Origin of the sequence: Thalassotalea hakodatensis (assembly GCF_030295995.1) — a bacterium.
GTDB classification, from domain to species: Bacteria; Pseudomonadota; Gammaproteobacteria; order Enterobacterales; family Alteromonadaceae; genus Thalassotalea_C; species Thalassotalea_C hakodatensis.
In genome coordinates this window covers 2,679,609-2,698,872 of the sequence record NZ_AP027365.1, presented here as the reverse complement: position 1 = coordinate 2,698,872, position 19,264 = coordinate 2,679,609, and the positions used below count along the sequence as shown (strand labels likewise).

General features: G+C 39.2%; 17 protein-coding genes and 5 tRNA genes. 2 read left to right on the top strand and 20 right to left on the bottom strand.

Going from position 1 to position 19,264, the window contains the following annotated elements:
- Window positions 1–55: 55 nt before the first annotated feature.
- The 6 genes from QUE72_RS11905 to miaB form a co-directional block, all read right to left on the bottom strand.
- Window positions 56–1,729 (bottom strand): amidohydrolase, encoded by a 1,674-nt coding sequence (locus tag QUE72_RS11905; protein WP_286269211.1) that lies wholly within the window; start codon window positions 1,727–1,729, stop codon window positions 56–58.
- Between the two features lie 76 nt (window positions 1,730–1,805).
- A complete protein-coding gene (lnt, locus tag QUE72_RS11900) occupies window positions 1,806–3,401 on the bottom strand; it encodes an apolipoprotein N-acyltransferase (protein WP_286269210.1) in 1,596 nt (531 codons plus the stop codon).
- Window positions 3,402–3,406: 5 nt separating this feature from the next.
- Window positions 3,407–4,285 carry an HlyC/CorC family transporter gene (locus tag QUE72_RS11895; RefSeq protein WP_074496337.1) on the bottom strand — a complete coding sequence of 293 codons (879 nt, stop codon included), beginning with the start codon at window positions 4,283–4,285 and terminating at the stop codon, window positions 3,407–3,409.
- Window positions 4,286–4,404: 119 nt separating this feature from the next.
- Window positions 4,405–4,863, bottom strand: coding sequence for an rRNA maturation RNase YbeY (gene ybeY, locus QUE72_RS11890; RefSeq protein WP_074496338.1), 459 nt, complete (start codon window positions 4,861–4,863; stop codon window positions 4,405–4,407).
- Window positions 4,864–5,928 carry a PhoH family protein gene (locus QUE72_RS11885; protein ID WP_286269209.1) on the bottom strand — a complete coding sequence of 355 codons (1,065 nt, stop codon included), beginning with the start codon at window positions 5,926–5,928 and terminating at the stop codon, window positions 4,864–4,866. It abuts the gene before it with no gap.
- 35 nt (window positions 5,929–5,963) lie between these two features.
- Complete coding sequence (gene miaB / locus QUE72_RS11880) at window positions 5,964–7,415, bottom strand: tRNA (N6-isopentenyl adenosine(37)-C2)-methylthiotransferase MiaB (protein WP_286269208.1); 1,452 nt, start codon at window positions 7,413–7,415, stop codon at window positions 5,964–5,966.
- A 217-nt stretch (window positions 7,416–7,632) separates the two neighbouring features.
- On the opposite strand from miaB, the gene QUE72_RS11875 reads away from it, so the two are divergent.
- Window positions 7,633–8,799 (top strand): FAD-dependent oxidoreductase, encoded by a 1,167-nt coding sequence (locus QUE72_RS11875; RefSeq protein ID WP_286269207.1) that lies wholly within the window; start codon window positions 7,633–7,635, stop codon window positions 8,797–8,799.
- 21 nt (window positions 8,800–8,820) lie between these two features.
- Here QUE72_RS11875 and QUE72_RS11870 read toward each other — a convergent pair whose 3' ends face one another.
- The 14 genes from QUE72_RS11870 to lolB form a co-directional block, all read right to left on the bottom strand.
- Window positions 8,821–9,591 (bottom strand): EAL domain-containing protein, encoded by a 771-nt coding sequence (locus QUE72_RS11870; RefSeq protein WP_286269206.1) that lies wholly within the window; start codon window positions 9,589–9,591, stop codon window positions 8,821–8,823.
- A gap of 411 nt (window positions 9,592–10,002) precedes the next feature.
- Window positions 10,003–10,419 (bottom strand): MarR family winged helix-turn-helix transcriptional regulator, encoded by a 417-nt coding sequence (locus QUE72_RS11865; RefSeq protein ID WP_286269205.1) that lies wholly within the window; start codon window positions 10,417–10,419, stop codon window positions 10,003–10,005.
- A gap of 542 nt (window positions 10,420–10,961) precedes the next feature.
- A tRNA-Leu gene (locus tag QUE72_RS11860) sits at window positions 10,962–11,046 on the bottom strand.
- Between the two features lie 216 nt (window positions 11,047–11,262).
- Window positions 11,263–11,337 (bottom strand) — tRNA-Gln (locus QUE72_RS11855).
- 70 nt (window positions 11,338–11,407) lie between these two features.
- Window positions 11,408–11,482: transfer RNA gene (locus tag QUE72_RS11850), tRNA-Gln, on the bottom strand.
- A gap of 37 nt (window positions 11,483–11,519) precedes the next feature.
- Window positions 11,520–11,604, bottom strand: a tRNA-Leu gene (locus tag QUE72_RS11845).
- A 196-nt stretch (window positions 11,605–11,800) separates the two neighbouring features.
- Window positions 11,801–11,877 (bottom strand) — tRNA-Met (locus QUE72_RS11840).
- Window positions 11,878–12,126: 249 nt separating this feature from the next.
- Window positions 12,127–12,483, bottom strand: a complete 357-nt coding sequence (locus tag QUE72_RS11835) for a DUF3718 domain-containing protein (RefSeq protein ID WP_286269204.1) — start codon at window positions 12,481–12,483, stop codon at window positions 12,127–12,129.
- Window positions 12,484–12,607: 124 nt separating this feature from the next.
- Complete coding sequence (gene ychF / locus QUE72_RS11830; protein ID WP_074496344.1) at window positions 12,608–13,699, bottom strand: redox-regulated ATPase YchF; 1,092 nt, start codon at window positions 13,697–13,699, stop codon at window positions 12,608–12,610.
- Window positions 13,700–13,721: 22 nt separating this feature from the next.
- Window positions 13,722–14,309: an aminoacyl-tRNA hydrolase gene (gene pth / locus QUE72_RS11825; protein WP_074496345.1), complete on the bottom strand. Its 588-nt coding sequence runs from the start codon at window positions 14,307–14,309 to the stop codon at window positions 13,722–13,724.
- A gap of 17 nt (window positions 14,310–14,326) precedes the next feature.
- Complete coding sequence (locus QUE72_RS11820) at window positions 14,327–14,947, bottom strand: 50S ribosomal protein L25/general stress protein Ctc (RefSeq protein ID WP_074496346.1); 621 nt, start codon at window positions 14,945–14,947, stop codon at window positions 14,327–14,329.
- A gap of 288 nt (window positions 14,948–15,235) precedes the next feature.
- Entirely contained in the window at window positions 15,236–16,183 is a 948-nt protein-coding gene (locus QUE72_RS11815) for a ribose-phosphate pyrophosphokinase (protein ID WP_074496363.1), read from the bottom strand.
- 128 nt (window positions 16,184–16,311) lie between these two features.
- Window positions 16,312–17,172, bottom strand: coding sequence for a 4-(cytidine 5'-diphospho)-2-C-methyl-D-erythritol kinase (gene ispE / locus QUE72_RS11810; RefSeq protein ID WP_286269202.1), 861 nt, complete (start codon window positions 17,170–17,172; stop codon window positions 16,312–16,314).
- A 1-nt stretch (window position 17,173) separates the two neighbouring features.
- Window positions 17,174–17,791 (bottom strand): lipoprotein insertase outer membrane protein LolB, encoded by a 618-nt coding sequence (gene lolB, locus QUE72_RS11805; protein WP_286269201.1) that lies wholly within the window; start codon window positions 17,789–17,791, stop codon window positions 17,174–17,176.
- Window positions 17,792–17,953: 162 nt separating this feature from the next.
- On the opposite strand from lolB, the gene hemA reads away from it, so the two are divergent.
- A complete protein-coding gene (gene hemA / locus QUE72_RS11800) occupies window positions 17,954–19,216 on the top strand; it encodes a glutamyl-tRNA reductase (RefSeq protein WP_286269200.1) in 1,263 nt (420 codons plus the stop codon).
- Window positions 19,217–19,264 lie beyond the last annotated feature (48 nt).

Sequence of the window (19,264 nt, the reverse complement as noted above, 5' to 3'; positions counted from 1 at the left end):
ACCTTCCGTTCATGTTTTGATTGGATCGGGTAACTCTTTTTTTATGCATGTTGTGTTAGATTTGGTCTGAGTTGCTACCTGCTACATAGACTTTTTTACCATTGACCCAGGTTTCAAGCACTTTAATTTGCCAAATATCTTGCTCTGGCATGGTAAAGAAGTCGTTATCAATGATAATGAAGTCGGCTTTTTTCCCTTTACTTAGTGAGCCAATGATATCCTCTTGATGGCCTGAATAGGCGGCATCAATAGTGAAGCTTCGTAATGCTTCTTCTCTCGTCATCTTCTCTTCTTTTATCCAACCACCTTCAGGTAAGTTTTGCTTATCTTGTCTGGTAATTGAAGCGTGTAAGCCGAAAAACGGGTTAGGGGATTCAACGGGAAAGTCTGAACCAGCGGCGATAATAGCATTAGCATTCAGTAATTTTCGCCATGCGTATGCGCCCTTAATTCTATCTTCGCCGAGTCGGTCGCTAGCCATATTTTTATCAGAGGTTGCATGCGTTGCTTGCATGGATGCGATAACGTTTAACTCATTAAAACGCGGAATATCTTTTAACCTTAGTACTTGTGCGTGTTCTACGCGGTGGCGTAAGTGTTGAGTTTTGCTGTTAGCAATATTTTTTTCGTAATTGTCTAATACAATTTTATTCGCATTATCACCAATGGCATGCGTGTTGACTTGGAAACCTTCTTTCATCGCAGTTTTTACGTAGCGTTCGAAATCTTCTTGGGTATGCAATAGCAAACCGCGATGACCATGTTGATCTGAATAATCTTCAATGAGTGCCGCCCCTCTACTACCAAGCGCACCGTCAGCTTGAATTTTTACGCTATTAAATTGCAGCATATCATTGTCAGTGCTAAATGTGCCGTATTTTAGTGTTTGTTGCCAATCAGGAGAAGGGAGGTAAAGCATGGCATTAATGCGAATTGCCATATTATTATTGCCCGACATTTGCAAATAAGCTTCGAGATTATTACTGTCAATGCCGGCATCATGTACGCTGGTTAACCCTTGAGCTGCGAGTGAATTCATCGCGTTCTCTAATATTGTTTTTTGCTCAGCTAAGGTTAATGGCGCAATATTTTTTTCAATGAGTTTCATGGCGTTATCAATAAAAACACCGGTAGCGTTACCATTTTTATCGCGAATAATTTCACCTCCTTGTGGTGCCTTGGTCTGTTTAGTTATACCTGCTAACGCCATTGCTTTAGTATTTGCCCAGCCAGCATGTCCGTCAACGCGGCTTAACCAAACAGGTTTATTGGGAAAAAATTTATCTAAGGAAGCTGCGGTTGGAAAAGCATTTTTCAGCCATTGTGTTTGGTTCCACCCTCGGCCTTTGATCCACGTTAAATTTTTATTGCTATTGGCGTAGGTTAGCGTTGCTTCAACCGCTTCTTTTTCGCTTTTCGCTGGGGTTAAATCTGCTTGCATTAAACTTTCACCATAACTTAATACATGCCCGTGAGCATCAATTAAGCCAGGTAACATAGTTTTGCCTTTTCCATCAATAACTATACAACCATTGCAGTTAATTGGACGGTGGTTTTTTTGATAAATTTGTTCGATGGTATCATCGTTAAACTTTATCGCTGCAAACCGCGTTACGGTATCATTATTGATGGTATAACCATTTATATTGGTAATTAGCGTTGTTTGTGCAGATGCAATCGTGCTTAAAACCGAAGTTAAACTCAATGCGATTAGCTGTGTATATTTCATGTTTTTATTATATGTATTAAGAGTGCGTTTTTTAATCTTAACAGGATTTAGTAGAAATTATAGTGTGGGGACTTGTTTATAATTTACCAATACGTAAATTTCGTATCAGAACACATAGCACTAATAGAAATGAAATAACATAAAGTGGTGTATTTCCATAACGGGCATAGGGTGTTATGCCTGTGACTAATGTCACATCTTGCTTTAAAACGTCTTGAGTAAACTGCGGTAATATACTGGTGAACTCACCTAAATGATTGGTGATTGCTGTGATCCCGGTATTTGTTGAACGAAGTAATGGCCGACCGAATTCAAGTGCGCGCATTCGTGCTATTTCCATATGTTGGTGCGGGCCATGAGAATTGCCAAACCATGCATCATTGCTGACGGTAAGCAAAAAGTCACTGTTGGCTGAAAAGTTTGCGCTAAGTTGGTCGGCGAAGGCAATTTCAAAACAAATTAATGCTAATAATCTAGTATCATGTGCTTGCAAGTTTTGCTGCACGTAATCCCCGCGGGTAAAAGATGACATGGGTAAGTTAAAAAAAGGTGCTAATGGTCTGAGTAAGTCGCCAAAAGGTACAAATTCGCCAATGGGTAATAAATGATTCTTATCGTAGCGGTTTTTGTGATTGTAATAATAACCACCTTGTTGATCATTGGCCGTTTCATTGCCAAGCACAACTAAACTATTAAAATAGTGCTTTGATTCAAAATGATAATTAATGATCCCGGTGATAATCGCTGCATTGTTAACACTTGCAGACTGATTGGCAATATCTAAAAATTCTTGTGTACTGCTCATGGTTTCTATGGCAGGAATTGCAGACTCTGGCCAGATAATAATGTCTGCATCATAATGTTTTCGACTTAAATCCAAGTACTTAAGCATGGTAGGCCACTGCTGTTCTGGCTCCCATTTGATTGACTGAGCAATATTACCTTGCACTAAAGCAACACGTTTAGATTTACCTGTAGGGGTGACCCATTCAATTGATTGGCTGAGCCAAACCACGGCTCCTAAAATAACTGTCGGTATTATAATAAGCTTAGTTTTTTTCGTTATGAACAGATCCACTGTTAAACCAGCGATAAATATAACGGTAAATGTTAAGCCGATTTCACCAATAATAGGGGCAAGCGAAGCTAGGGGGGAATCAATTTGTGTGTAACCAATAGAAAGCCAAGGGAAGCCTGTGAGCACTACACTGCGAAGGTATTCTGTAAATAACCAAATGGGTGCTAATAACCACCATTGAATACGTTTACATATCAACTCTGATATTTTGGCGGTGAGAAACAACGCCAGAGCAGGGTATATCGCTAAATATAAGCAAAGCAAAAACATAATAGCGACAGAGACAACTAACGGCATACCACCAAACTCAGCAATACTGACATGCACCCAACTAATGCCAGCAGAAAACCAACCAACACCGAAAGCGAAGCCATGTTTAGTGCAATCTTTGATAAAAGAGGGACTGTTAGCACACTGATTATTTACATAAATAAACCATATAGGTAAAACAAGCCAGCTTAGCCACCATTGCGAAAAAGGAGCATAAGCAAAAACCAAGCTGGCACCAAGAAACGCACTTATCCAAAGCGAAGAATTAGACAACACGGCACCAATGCGAATGGTGCCTAGTTTGTTGATGAACGTTTTAAGCATTTGTGCTATTCGGAAGGTTTACCATTTACTTTATGGTTCTTAGGTACGGTAACTTGTAAGGTTTGTAAACGGCGACTGTCAGCAGAGGTTACTTTATATTCAAATTTGTTGATAGTGACTTCTTCACCTTTACGCGGCATATGGCCAAAAGTATGAAGTACTACTCCACCAATGGTATCAGAGTCGCCTTCATCAAGTTGGCAATTAAAGTATTCCATAAAATCATCGAGCTCTGTTAATGCTTTTACTTGGTAAACATTACCCGCTAAATATTTTATATCTTCTTCAATTTCATCATCGGTTTCATCTTCTATTTCACCAACGATTAACTCAAGAATATCTTCAATGGTAACGACCCCAGACACACCGCCATATTCATCAACAACAATTGCCATATGGTAACGTTGAGATCGAAACTCTTTTAATAACGGTTCTACGCGTTTGCTTTCAGGCACAATGATCGCTTGTCTGATCACTTCTTGTAAAGAGGTTAAGGGTGCTTGCTGTTCGAAACCATAAGCGAGTAGGTCTTTTGCTAATAAAATACCCTCAATGTGATCAATGTCTTCATTAATGACTGGAAAACGAGAGTGTCCTGAGTCGATGATGACGGGTAGCAATTCATTAAGCGGAGTATTAATATCTAGGGTGATCATTTGTGAACGTGGGATCATAATATCCCTAACACGCATATCTGAAACTTCTAATACGCCTTCAATCATAAGCTTGGTTTCAGGCTTTATTAGTTCACGGTCTTCGGCATCATTTAATACCTCAACCAATTCTTCTTTATTTTGCGGTTCCCCAGTAAAAAGCTGAACGAATTTATCAATCAGCGATTTATTTGCAGAACCGTTACTAGAGTGGGGGCTATCTTCGCTCATAGAGCAATCTGTATTCCTTATGTAACTCGGTTTTTAAGTGTCTATTTAATTAGCAAACAATTCAAGAAAAATTTATGTTCGATGATTATGTTAAATCGCAATAGATCAAAGAACAATTATTACTCGCTAATAATGTAAGGGTTGTTAATACCTAGTGTAGCAAGTTTTTCAATTTCTATTGTTTCCATTTCTTGTGCTTCTTCGCTAGATATATGGTCATAACCTAATAAATGCAAGCAGCCATGGATCACCATATGAGCCCAATGGTGATTTAAGGGCTTTTGCTGTTGTTTAGCTTCAGTTTCAACCACAGAGGTACAAATAATAAGATCACCAAGTAAGTTAATATCAACGCCATCAGGCACTTCAAAAGGAAAAGATAATACGTTGGTTGGCTTGTCTTTATCACGATATTGATGATTTAATTGCTGGCTTTCAGCCTCATCAACAAGTCGAATGGTGAGCTCATAACTATTTTTCACATGGCTTAATGCGGTATCAACCCACGTTTGAAACTCTGCAGGCAAAGGTAGGTTGTTTTTATTACAAGCTATTTGTAAATCGACAAGGTGAGACATTTAATCGTTTTTATCCTGTGCTGCTTGCTGTTGTTTTTCAAGCTCAGCTTGTTGCTTTTTAGCTTCACGAATACGGTTCATTTTTGTTTCGTGTGCTTCATAAGCCTCTACAATTCTAGCAACTACTGGGTGTCTAACCACATCTTTAGACATAAAGAAATTAAAACTAACGCCGGGTATGTTATCGAGCACTTCAATGGCGTGTCGTAACCCTGATTTTTGTCCTCTCGGTAAATCGACTTGGGTAATATCACCAGTAATAACCGCACGAGAATTAAAACCAATGCGAGTTAAGAACATTTTCATTTGTTCTACCGTGGTATTTTGGCTTTCATCAAGAATGATAAAAGCGTCGTTTAATGTTCTACCACGCATATAAGCAAGAGGGGCGATTTCAATGACACTACGTTCAATTAACTTTTCAACTTTTTCAAAGCCCAGCATTTCAAATAAGGCATCGTAAAGCGGACGTAAGTAAGGGTCGACTTTTTGTGATAAGTCACCAGGTAAAAAACCCAGTTTTTCGCCCGCTTCAACGGCAGGACGAGTTAATAAAATACGCCTTACCTCTTGGCGTTCAAGAGCATCTACGGCACAGGCAACCGCTAAATATGTTTTACCGGTACCAGCAGGACCAATACCAAAACTAATGTCATTGGTTAATACATTTTGAACGTAAGCTGATTGATTTTTATTACGCGGTTTAATTAAACCCCGTTTAGTTTTAATCGTCACCATTTGTTCGTAGTCAACATCTACCTTCGATGGTGCTTGTTCTAATACGTTGGCATCAACAATCGCTAAATGTACCATTTCATCGGTTATGGTTTGTTGTTTGCCTTTTACCGTTTCTGTTTCAACATATAAATCTTTCAGCAGTTTTATAACGGCTTCAGCACTTTTTGGCTCGCCAACAACTTTAAAGTTATTGCTACGGTAACTTATTTCCACACCTAAACGGCGCTCAATGGCTTTAAGGTTATCATCCATCGGCCCACATAGGTTAGCTTGCCTGCTGTTATCAACAGGTTCTAATATGAGGTTTTCGGTAACTATATTGCTCAAAAAAGTATCCTATTTGTTGCTATTCTCTGCGAAAATTATGGTGCAAAAGTGCCTACACCTAGTTCATCAATACGAGTGTTACTAGTATTTGTTGATTTATGGTGACTATTTGACAAAATATCTGCAGGCGAATGTGCAATACGTAAGCCCATATCTTTTTCCATACGTACTAACTCGCCACGTAATGAATTGGCATAAACATCGGTAATTTTTACGTCTACAAACTGCCCGATGACTGCATGCGGTGCTTCAAAGTTAACAATGCGATTATTTTCAGTACGGCCACGTAATTCCATCGGATTTTTCTTAGATGGCCCTTCAACTAAAATACGTTGTTCAGTATCTAACATTTGGCGTGCAATTCGCAAAGCTTGTTGATTAATACGATCTTGTAGAATTGCTAACCGCTGTTTTTTCACATCTTCTGTAATATCGTCAGGTAAATCAGCTGCTGGTGTACCTGGACGTGCACTGTAAATAAAGCTAAAGCTTAAATCAAAATCAATGTCTTTGATCAAGTTCATTGTGGCTTCAAAGTCTTCATTAGTTTCCCCTGGAAAACCAATAATAAAGTCAGACGACATGCAAATATCTGGTCTTGCTTTACGTAAACGACGAATTTTAGATTTATATTCCAACGCAGTGTGCGCACGCTTCATTTGCATTAAAATGCGATCTGAACCGGTTTGTACAGGTAAATGTAAATGACTTACAAGCTCTGGTACATCTTTATATACGTCAATAATATCGTCTGTAAACTCTACAGGATGCGATGTGGTATATCGAATACGGTCAATGCCATCGATTGTTGCAATTAAGCGGATCAAATCAGAAAAACGACAAATACTGCCATCGTGGGTATCACCGCGGTAGGCGTTTACATTCTGACCAAGTAAGTTTACTTCACGCACACCTTGTTCAGCAAGTTGTGCGATCTCATAGAGAACATCATCTAATGGTCGGCTAACTTCTTCACCACGCGTGTAGGGGACAACACAGAATGTACAGTACTTGCTACAACCTTCCATAATAGAAACGAAAGCAGAAGGGCCTTCAGCTTTTGGCTCTGGTAAACGGTCAAATTTTTCAATTTCGGGAAAACTTACATCAACAACAGGGCTACGTTCGCCTTTCACTTGTTGGATCATTTCAGGCAAGCGGTGTAACGTTTGAGGGCCAAATACCATGTCAACATAAGGGGCGCGAGCACGAATAGCATCACCTTCCTGCGAGGCTACACAGCCACCAACACCAATAACTAAATCAGGTTTCTGATCTTTAAGGTTTTTCCATCGGCCAAGTTGATGAAACACTTTTTCTTGGGCTTTTTCTCGGATAGAGCAAGTATTCAAAAGAATAACATCGGCGTCTTCAGCTTCTTCAGCTAATGAAAAGCCATGTGTAGAGTCGAGTAAATCTGCCATTTTCTGCGAGTCATACTCGTTCATTTGGCAGCCCCAGGTTTTGATGAATAACTTCTTGCTCATTTTTAAATGCCTATTATCGATTAAAATTGATTCTAGTTTATGCTAGAGAATTTCAGGGGGCGTATTTTACTCGTTCTTTATCAAGGTGGCTAGCTTAACAAGCGATAAAGCTGAAAAATCATGCTTAGTTGACATTTTGATGATCATAATCATCGAATTAGCCGCTAGGGTTGGTTAGAATGTTTGCGAGATAAATATTTTAAGGTAATAGCAAGTAATGGATCAGTTTGACTGCGTGGTTGTTGGTGGAGGAATGGTAGGAGCAACAAGCGCTCTTGCGTTGGCCGAGTTAGGGTTAACGGTAGCTGTGATTGAAAAGCACCAACCGAAAGCATTTGAACCATCACAACCTTTTGATTTACGTGTGTCTGCAATATCTCTTGCTTCGCAACATTTACTTGAGCAAATGCAAGCATGGCAGCAAATTGCTAATTGGCGCAGTTGTCCGTATAAAAGATTAGGTGTTTGGGAGCATGAACAGGCGTATACAGAATTTTCATCTAAAGAAATTGATCAACCTTATTTAGGGCATATTGTTGAGAACAGACTCATTCAATTATCGCTATGGCAACAACTTGCTGAGCATCAAAATATAACGCTTAAATGTCCTGAGTCATTAGTTACGTTAGAACAAAGTGCAGATGCTGTTAACTTGACGCTAAGCTCTGAAAAAATTTCTACAACATTGCTTGTGGCAGCAGATGGCGCTAACTCTCAAGTACGTCAACTTGCTGGTATTGGCGTTACCGGTTGGGGGTATAGTCAAGATGCCATGTTGATCAACGTTGAAACTGAATTACCTCAACAAGATATTACCTGGCAACAATTTCAACCTACTGGCCCTGTTGCCATGCTACCAATGAAAGGGAAATACGCTTCTTTAGTCTGGTATCATCAAAAGGCGGAACTAGCTCGCCTTGTTAATCTCAATAACCAGCAACTACAGCAAGAAATTAACCAACACTTTTCAACGAAACTTGGTAATGTTCGAGTGATTGATAAAGGTGCATTTCCGTTAACACGACAACATGCGAATCAATATCAACAAGGCAGAGTATTACTACTGGGCGATGCTGCCCATACAATAAACCCCTTAGCTGGGCAGGGGGTAAACCTTGGTTTTAAAGACGTAAAAGCATTACAAACGGTAATCGCAAAAGCTATTGGTGAAAATCGCTGTTGGCATGATCCTGCTGTATTGGCTAACTATGAAAAAATGCGCCGTAAAGACAATTTAATGATGATGACAACGATGGATATGTTTTATGCTGCTTTTAGCAACCAAAATCCTGTGCTTAAATCATTACGAAATATTGGCCTTGCTACGGTAAACAAAATGCCAATACTTAAATCTAAAGCATTGGCATATGCATGTGGTGTATAAAAGAGGTTAACCGGTAATACTTTACCCGAAGAGAGCAAAGTCGACCTCTGGCAGTAATTCAAAGCCCGGATGAGCAAATAAATACCCTTGCATTAAATTGATACCAGCACTGTTTAACCACTGCATTTCTTCTATGGATTCAATACCTTCTGCTAATGGCGTTATATTGAGTGACTGACACAAACTTATGCAGTGCCTAATAATGTGTTGCCTCGTAACATCGGTATCAATATTTCTAATAAGTCCCATATCAAATTTTATAATATTTGTTTGAAAATCAGCAAGTAATCCAAGGCCTGAATATCCCGCACCAAAGTCATCTATTGCGGTACGTAACCCCATAGAATTGTAATAGTTAACAATATTTTTAAGGTGGTTTTGATCTTCTACTTTTTCGACTTCGGTAAATTCAAAAAGTATTTTCTCAATAGGAAAGTTATTTACCTTAGCGGCCTCCAATGTCGTACGTATGCAGCGTTCTGGTTTATAGATTGCGTTAGGTAGGAAATTAATACTAAGTACGCAATCCATATTAAGCTTGGCAGCTAAAGTAATGGCTTTAGTACGACATAATTGATCAAAAAGATAACGATTTTCGTCATTTACTTGAGAAATTATAGAATAAGCTGACTCGTTGTTCAGGCCTCTTACCAGTGCTTCATAACCATAGATGGTTTTTTCTTGGCAATTGATGATGGGTTGAAACGCCATCGTAAAGTCAAAGCTCAGTGAGCCTTTATCTTTGCACCCATTACAGGAAAAACGATCATATATAAATTGCTGTTCATTCATAGAAAACCTTGCATGTTTTGACGTATGTACGTTGAGTGGCTATGGCTAAATTAGTAGTCTAAGTAATTCAAAGCCAAAACACCTTCTTATACACTGAGTCGGATGTTTTACTGTATTTAATAAAAGCCACAAGAATAGCACAGCCGATTATTTTACAGTATAGGCGATAAATTCATAGGTAAACTCACTTAACTTTTCATCCTATACTGCTGTAATTGTTAATAAATAGTTAAGAGAGGACGCGTAGAATATTGATATTTGTTGCTTAAACTCTTTTTATCACGTGTTTTTTGCGCTAAAGAACTTTAAATACATATCATGCACTTATATTTCCCTATCGCCAAAGGCCATGTATGAGGTTTGTTAACGTGTATTTGTTTATAATTGATTTTAATGGCTGAGAACCCTACATTAAATTTTTTTTAATAATTGTACTAGGCTATTTATTTCTACTGGTTTTAATGAGTCAAATAACGAGTTTGTTGTTTGTGAAAATGATGCTTTCGCTTCTTGGTAAATTTGTTCGCCTGTAGGCGATAAGGTGACTAAGCTAACTCTTGCATCACGCGCATTCGCTTCTTTTGCAACAAGGCCTATTTTTTCTAGTGGATTTAATAATCTTGTTACTCCTGATGGACTTAATCCTACTTGTTCAGCGAGATCAGAACGTCTCATTTTCGAATAAGGAGCGTGATAAAGCTTATCTAAGACGAGATAATCAGATAGTCCTAACCCGTGTATTGAGAGCGTACCGGTAAATTTTTTTAACATACTATTTTGTAGGCCAATTAACTCAAAGACTAGATGCTCTTTTGCTTCATTTAACATATTAATAAATTCTCTAATGAATAGGGGGATATAGTATCTTATTTTGTTGTGTAGTCAAATACTAATCAATGACTAGTGTGATACTTAACAATTAGATTTAAAAAATATCATGGTAAACAATGCATTAAGAAGTTTGCTAGAAATAAATAGAGCTGTTTGCCAGATGTTCAACGTGGTAATTATTAGAAGGTAATGATTAAAAGGTAATTTTTGAATGGTACGGGAGGAGAGACTTGAACTCTCACATAAACCCCAAGCGTACTGGAACGTTAATACCTAAGCGCTGCCAGCGCGTCTACTAATTTGGCAAATAGATGTATTACATTTACGTATATGATTTGATGTTCAACGTGGTAATTATTAGAAGGTAATTTTTTAATGGTACGGGAGGAGAGACTTGAACTCTCACATAAACCCCAAGCGTACTGGAACGTTAATACCTAAGCGCTGCCAGCGCGTCTACTATTTGGCAAATAGATGTATTACATTTACGTATATGATTTGATGTTCAACGTGGTAATTATTAGAAGGTAATTTTTTAATGGTACGGGAGGAGAGACTTGAACTCTCACATCTTGCGATACTGGAACCTAAATCCAGCGCGTCTACCAATTCCGCCACTCCCGCACTTTGAAACTTTGTATAGTTTAAGGAGTTTACAACTCCTGCGCTACTGGAACGCTAATACCTACAAAATGCCAGCGCGTCTACCAATTCCGCCACTCCCGCACTTTGAAACTTTGCATAGTTTAAGGAGTTTGCAACTCTTTGATACTGGAACGCTGATGTTCGTATTAATTAGTAGGTAATTTACGTAATAAGTAATGGAACATTGGTAAGAATTGGCAGGGGTAAGAGGATTTGAACCTCTGAATGACGGGATCAAAACCCGCTGCCTTACCGCTTGGCTATACCCCTTCCGAAATTCTTAACCTTGAAACATTGATGATTTATACTCGCCGCTTTCTTTATGAATGTTAAAAGAAAGTGGCAGGGGTAAGAGGATTTGAACCTCTGAATGACGGGATCAAAACCCGCTGCCTTACCGCTTGGCTATACCCCTGCAATGTTTCTTATTCTCGCAACATGTGTTGCTTGAATGGTACGGGAGGAGAGACTTGAACTCTCACATCTTGCGATACTGGAACCTAAATCCAGCGCGTCTACCAATTCCGCCACTCCCGCATTTTTTGCATAGTTTAAAGAGCTTGCAACTCTAGATACTGGAACGCTATTACCTTAGGAATGCCAGCGCGTCTACCAATTCCGCCACTCCCGCATTTTTTGCATAGTTTAAAGAGTTTGCAACTCTAGATACTGGAACGCTATTACCTTAGGAATGCCAGCGCGTCTACCAATTCCGCCATTCTTGCATTGTAAATGGTGGCTACACCGAGATTTGAACTTGGGACCCCATCATTATGAGTGATGTGCTCTAACCAGCTGAGCTATGTAGCCATTTACAATCTTGCCTCTCAGCAAGTGGCGCGTATTATGCAAATCTGATCGCGTAACGTCAACCGTTTTTTTTGAAAATTATGACACTTTTTAGTTGTTTGCTTATTTCATCATCAATTCGTTGGTGAAGTGTGCAAAGTTGGCGGATAAAAGGGTAAATGGCAGCAAGTGGCTTCGACTTATTTAGAGGGTATTATGTTTGTTGTAAAAAAAATTGAAAGTTCAAATACCCTCAAGTAAATAATGATATTACTTTACGCGCTCCTTAGCTTCTGCGGTTAAATGAGCAGAGTGTGCACTTAGGGCGTCAATATTTGCAGATACCTTTTTCGCAGGAATTTTACCAATAATAAATTCCCCCGCTGCTAAAGCATTATTTTTTGCAGCAAAGATGAGTAAGTTATCGCCGTTACATTTCATGTTATCAAAAATAGATCGTACTTTGATTTTTTGGGCTCTCATATATGTGCGTAATCTATTTTTATCATTGGCAGCAACGTATTCACAAATGCGTTGTGCCATGTTTTCATTGGCAAATGCTTTTGAAGTGGGAGTTATTGAGGCAGTAACTGCAAGCAGACTTAAAGCAAGAATTGTTTTATTCATATTTTTACCTTCCCTTAATAAGTTATTATTGATATTAAGTAATTCTTATAGGTATAAGTTTGGTCGGTATTTGAAATAAAGCAAGGCGCTAAAAAGCGCCTTGTTCGTGGTTAGAAATGGAGTGTTATACGTTGAACCTAAAGTGAACAACGTCACCATCTTTAACAAGGTAATCTTTACCCTCTAAACGCCACTTACCGGCTTCTTTAGCTCCTGACTCACCGTTACAGCCGATAAAATCATCATAAGCGACTACTTCAGCGCGAATAAAGCCTTTTTCAAAATCAGTATGAATAACGCCAGCAGCTTGTGGTGCTGTTGCATTGTGCTTTACGGTCCAAGCGCGTACTTCTTTTACGCCCGCTGTGAAGTAGGTTTGAAGGTTAAGTAAGCCGTAGCCTGAGTTGATCACTCGGTTTAAACCAGGCTCTGTTAATCCCATTTCAGCCATAAATTCGTCTCTATCTTCATCATCCATTTCAGATAGTTCCCCTTCAATTTCAGCACAAACAGCGACAACTACAGCACCTTCTTTATCAGCAATAGCTTGCACAACATCTAGGTAAGGGTTGTTTTCAAAACCATCGTCATTGACGTTGGCTATGTACATAGTGGGCTTAATGGTTAAAAAGTTTAAATAGGCTACGGCGGCTTTTTCTTCTTTTGTCAACGCTAAAGAGCGGACCATTTCGCCATCTTCAACGTGTTTTAATATTTTCTCTAATACGGGCAACTCGAACTTAGCATCTTTATCGCCGCCTTTTGCACGCTTAGCTTGGCGGGTAATGGCTCGTTCAGCGGTATCTAAATCTGCTAGTGCTAATTCAGTATTAATCACGTCGATATCATCGGCAGGATTAATTTTGTTCGCTACATGAATAATATTGTCGTTTTCAAAACAACGCACTACATGGCCAATGGCGTCTGTCTCGCGAATATTCGCTAAAAACTTGTTCCCTAAACCTTCACCTTTTGAAGCACCCGCTACTAGACCTGCGATATCGACGAACTCCATTGAGGTTGGGATGACTCGCTCAGGGTTGACGATTTCAGCCAGTTGATCTAATCGAGGATCCGGCACAGGTACAACACCTGTGTTAGGTTCTATGGTACAGAACGGAAAGTTTGCAGCTTCAATACCTGCTTTAGTTAATGCGTTAAAAAGGGTTGATTTACCAACGTTGGGTAAGCCAACGATACCACATTTAAATCCCATAGTTTTTTACCTGTAATCGTTATTAAGCTTGTGCTTTAAAGGAGTGTAATCTGTTTTGTGCAACTTTGATGTCTTTTTCTTGCCAAATCTCAAAACAGCGACTTGCTTCATCAATACTTTGATCAATCAACGCTTGTTCACTGGCTGGTGCTTTTCCTAACACATGGCCGGTGACTTTTTCACGGTGTCCGGGGTGGCCAATACCGATACGTAATCGATAGAATTCTTTATTATTGGCTAGCCTTGAAATAATGTCTCGTAAGCCATTATGACCTCCATGTCCGCCCCCTTTTTTAATTTTGCATACACCAGGTTCCATATCCAGTTCATCATGTGCAACTAACATATCGTCAACAGGTATTTTATAAAAGTTGGCTAATGGCGCTACAGCTTGACCACTTCTATTCATAAATGTTGTTGGAACCAGTAAATGCACAATATTGCCACCAATATCGCCTTTACCATAAAGACCAAAATATTTTTTTTCAGGACGGAGAGAAATGTTATAACGTGCGGCAAGTTCTTCAACAAACCAGACGCCTGCATTATGACGGGTATTTGTATATTCGGGGCCTGGATTACCCAGGCCCACAACTAACTGAATAGTCATTTAAGGACTGGCCTTAATTATTCTTCAGTAGTTTCTTCTTCAGCTTCTTCGTCGTCACTGCTTCCACCTTTAGGTGCATTTGCAGTTACAACAGCTTGGTCGTGGTCTTCACCTTTTGATAACTCATCTGAAGTTACACCTTTTGGAAGTGTTATATCTGATAAGTGTAAGGTTTGACCAATTTCTAAGCCAGCTACATCAACTTCGATAAACTCTGGTAAATCGCCAGGTAAACATGTTACTGCGATTTCAGTGATGTTGTGAGCTAAGATGCCACCACTTTTTACGATAGCTTCTTCATTTAAGAAATGCAGAGGCACGTTAGTGTGGATTGGGTGAGCAGCATCAACACGCATAAAGTCTAAGTGCATGATGATTTGCTTGAACGGGTGACGTTGCATATCTTTAACAAGACACTCAACAGGTTTACCGTCAACATTTAACGTTAATACTTGTGAGTAGAATGCTTCTTCTTGTTGTGCACGGAAAACTTTGTTGTGCGCAAGTGTTAAAGAAACAGGCTCTTTGCCTTCACCGTAAAGGATCGCTGGAACTTTATTCGCGTGACGTAGGCGGCGGCTCGCACCTTTCCCTAAATCAGTACGTACTTCAGCATCCAAAGTAAATATATCAGTCATTGTTATTACCTAATGTAAAAGTATAATTTTGGTTGTTTTTTGCGACCAAAAACAACCGCGTAATGCTTTTCTAACCTTGCTTTTAGTACTCGGATAAAAAAGGCGCGGCATAATAACATTATCATCTGACGAATACTAGCCGAAGTGAGTAATAAAACGGAACGTGATTTCATAGGCTAAGCATAGCGAGAGCTAAGCACGATAGAAGGCGTTAATAGGAGTGAAGCGGTGGTTGAAATGAAAAAAATGGCGCTTTAAATAAGCGCCACTTATCGATTATTTGTGTTATTAATTATCAAACATCGCTGAAATAGATTCTTCGTTGCAAACGCGACGAATTGCTTCAGAAAGCATACCGCTCAAGGTTAATTGGCGAACGTTTTTAAGCTTTTTAATTTCAGGAGAAAGCGGGATAGAGTCAGTAACAATCACTTCATCAATCACTGAATTTTTTAGATTTTCAGCAGCATTACCTGAAAGAACCGGGTGTGTAGCATAAGCAAAAACGCGTTTAGCACCATGATCTTTTAATGCTTCAGCAGCTTTAGCTAATGTGCCGCCAGTGTCTATCATATCATCAACGATAATGCAGTCACGACCAACTACATCACCAATAATATGCATTACTTGTGCAACGTTTGCTTTTGGCCGGCGCTTATCAATAATTGCCAAGTCTGCATCATCAAGAAGTTTGGCAACAGCACGAGCTCGCACTACACCACCAATGTCAGGCGATACAATTACCGGGTTATCTAAGGCTTTTTCTTGCATGTCTTCTAGTAATATTGGCGTACCAAATACATTATCTACTGGCACATCAAAGAAGCCTTGTATTTGCTCTGCATGTAAATCTACTGTTAATACACGATCAACACCAACACTTGAAAGGAAGTCAGCAACAACTTTTGCGGTAATAGGTACACGAGCACTACGTACTCGGCGATCTTGTCTTGCATAACCAAAATAAGGCATTACTGCGGTAATACGACCAGCTGATGCACGACGAAATGCGTCGATCATCACGATCAATTCCATTAGGTTATCGTTGGTTGGGGCACAAGTAGATTGAATAATAAAAACGTCAGCACCACGAACATTTTCGGTGATTTCAACGCTGATTTCACCATCACTAAAACTGCCAACCTTGGCTTCACCTAAGGTGATGTATAAGCGATTAGCTATTTTTTTGGCCAGTTCAGGGGTGGCATTACCCGCAAAAATTTTCATGTCAGGCACAGGTAGTTCCTCAGAAACTTTTGACATTGGTTTATCTTTCATACCGTTATCAATCACTAGGATAATAACAGCACACATTAACAAAAAAGCCAACTATTAGGCTTTTTTTATACAACTTTTTTACTGTGTTATCCTGTTTTCAACATCGCCATTTTCTGATGAAGTGGAGAATGATTAACACCTTTTGCCACAAAAGAAGAGATATGTTCCGGTAATAAACATTGCACTTTTTCAGCCTCCTCTTTGGTAGAGAATCGACTAAATATGCAAGCACCAGTACCCGTCATCTGAGACGGCGCGTATTCTATCAACCAAGCTAATAGATTGGCAACCTCAGGATAGTGTTTTATTACGAAAGTTTGACAATCATTACGGCAGTTTTCTATGTCCATTTGGTCAAGTTTTATTTTTGGCGTGTCTCGGGTAAGCGAAGGAGCGGTAAATACTGACTGAGTTGAAATACTGACCATTGGTTTAGTAATCAGGTAATAATCTTCTTTTGGATAGACTGGTGTTAACTTTTCGCCAATACCTTGTGCAAACGCAGCATACCCATGAATAAATACCGGTACGTCTGCTCCTAGAGAGATACCGATGCTGGCTAGTTCATCTAGTGATAGCTGTAATTGCCACAAGTGGTTTAAAGCAATTAATACTGTTGCAGCATTAGAAGATCCTCCACCAAGCCCACCACCCATAGGAAGTAATTTGTTTATTTTTATTTGAGCACCTTTTGTTGTGTTCGAATATTGTTGCAGGGCCGTGGCTGCTTTAATGATAAGGTTATCTTCATTGTTAACGTTGGCAATAGGCGTTAATAATGTGATGGAACTAGAGATCAAGGTTGCAATTTCTATGGTGTCACCAACATCTAAAAATTGAAAAACAGTTTCTAGTTCGTGATAGCCGTCGGTACGTTGCCCCACAATATGTAAAAACAAATTAAGTTTTGCTGGAGAAGGAAAAGAAATAAAAGTATTTGTCGACATATTACAAAGTCCATTCACTGATCAATAATTTTATGGTCAAATTTTGATGTTTAATGGTTAATTTATTTGCCAGAAAAAGCGTATTTATTGTTTGATAATCTTCATATTTTACTTGCCAAGGAGAATCATAGCTTTCGGTAGTTAGCCTTGAGGGTAATTTCTTATCTTGTGCAAAGTGGACCTGATCACTTTTATTGGCAGCAAGACCAAATAACCATTGTGTTAACTGGGTAGCGGGTAATGGGTAACCGGTGAAAGAATCGAGTAACCTAGAAAGGTTAGTGTCGGTATAAGATTTTCCATCAAGTGTTAACGTATGCAAACCATCTAAAGAGGTAAGAGAAAAAACCTGAATGCCTAAATAAGTGGTGAGGGTGAGTTGCTGAGTTTGAGTTTTAGGAAAATATTGCCAATATATATTCGCGCTTTCGCGTTTTTTTCCTTCTAGAAATGCAATTTTACCTGTTAATTTCCATTGATTTAGTTGAGCTATTTTCGCTTGACGTTCCTGATAAGAATCAAGGTTGTTTAATGGGGTGTTTTTTTCACTGGGTAAACTTGAACAGGCATTAATAAAGCTACAAAAGGCAATAATTAGTAATACTCGTACTTTTATCATGGTTTATTTCTTTCAATTAGTCGGTTTATTTCGTAAAATTACGCCGTTCGCAGCGTATGGCTAACCGTCATTATTCAATTATTTGTGTGTATGATACACCACTAAAAGTAATTGTCAGCGCTATTTCATTATTAAAATATTATAGGTTTATCTTTACGTTTTATGCCCATACTTGCTGTTGGAATAAATCACAAAACTGCACCCGTTGCTGTTCGGGAGAAAATATCATTTAACCCTGATAATTTGTCTTCAGCACTGCAAGATATGTTACGCCATGTGCAATGTAAAGAAGCAGCTATTTTATCCACCTGTAATAGAACTGAACTTTATTTAGTTGAAACGAAATCAATTACTGACACTAAAACGCTGGTAACGTCATGGCTAGAGAAACATCATAACGTAGCAGCATCATCAATCCTACCAAGTTTATATTGGCACCGAGACCAACAAGCAGTTAACCACATGATGCGTGTTGCCTGTGGTCTAGATTCATTAGTGTTAGGCGAACCTCAAATTTTGGGGCAGATGAAACAAGCATATAGTCAGGCTAAAGCTGCCGGTTCAATGGCATTAGTGATGGACAGACTCTTTCAACGGACCTTTGGCGTTGCCAAACAAGTTAGAACAGATACTGATATTGGTGCAAGTGCTGTGTCAGTTGCCTTTGCTGCGGTGAATTTAGCGAAGCATATTTTTGCCAGTTTAACAAAAGCGAATGTATTACTCGTAGGGGCTGGTGAAACGATTGAATTAGTGGCGAAACATTTATATGAGAATAACGTTGGCAGCATAACGGTAGCAAATCGCACCTTGTCACGCGCGCAAGCAATGGCTGAGCAAATTGGCGCTAATGTGATAACACTTGCACAAATACCTGAACAAATTAGTGATGCTGATATCGTCATCAGTTCAACGGGCAGTACATTACCTATAATAGGCAAAGGTATGGTGGAAAATGCGTTAACGAAGCGTAAACATCGGCCTGTTTTTATGGTTGATCTTGCTGTTCCTCGCGATATAGAAGAGCAGGTTTCAGATTTAGAGGATGTATTTTTATACACGGTTGATGATCTTCAAGGCATTATCGCTAAAAATATCGAAAATAGACGCAAAGCAGCAGTAGATGCTGAAGCGATAGTGACAGAACAAACCGACAGTTTCATGGCATGGTTACGTGGTTTAAATACGCAAGATACGGTAGTGAGTTACCGCAATCAGTGTTTAACAGAACGTGATATATTACTTGAAAAAGCAATGCAGCAATTAAGTGCTAATAAAGACCCACAAGCGGTTGTTGCCGAGTTAGCCACTAAATTAACCAATAAATTTATGCATGCGCCGACTAGCGCAATTCAACATGCTGCACAAGGTGGAGAATTAGACAAAATCGTGTACTTACGTGATATTTTTAATATCGATAAATAGCGACAACATGGGCTCTTTGTTGAAAGTCGCTAAGTAAGCCTTTACACT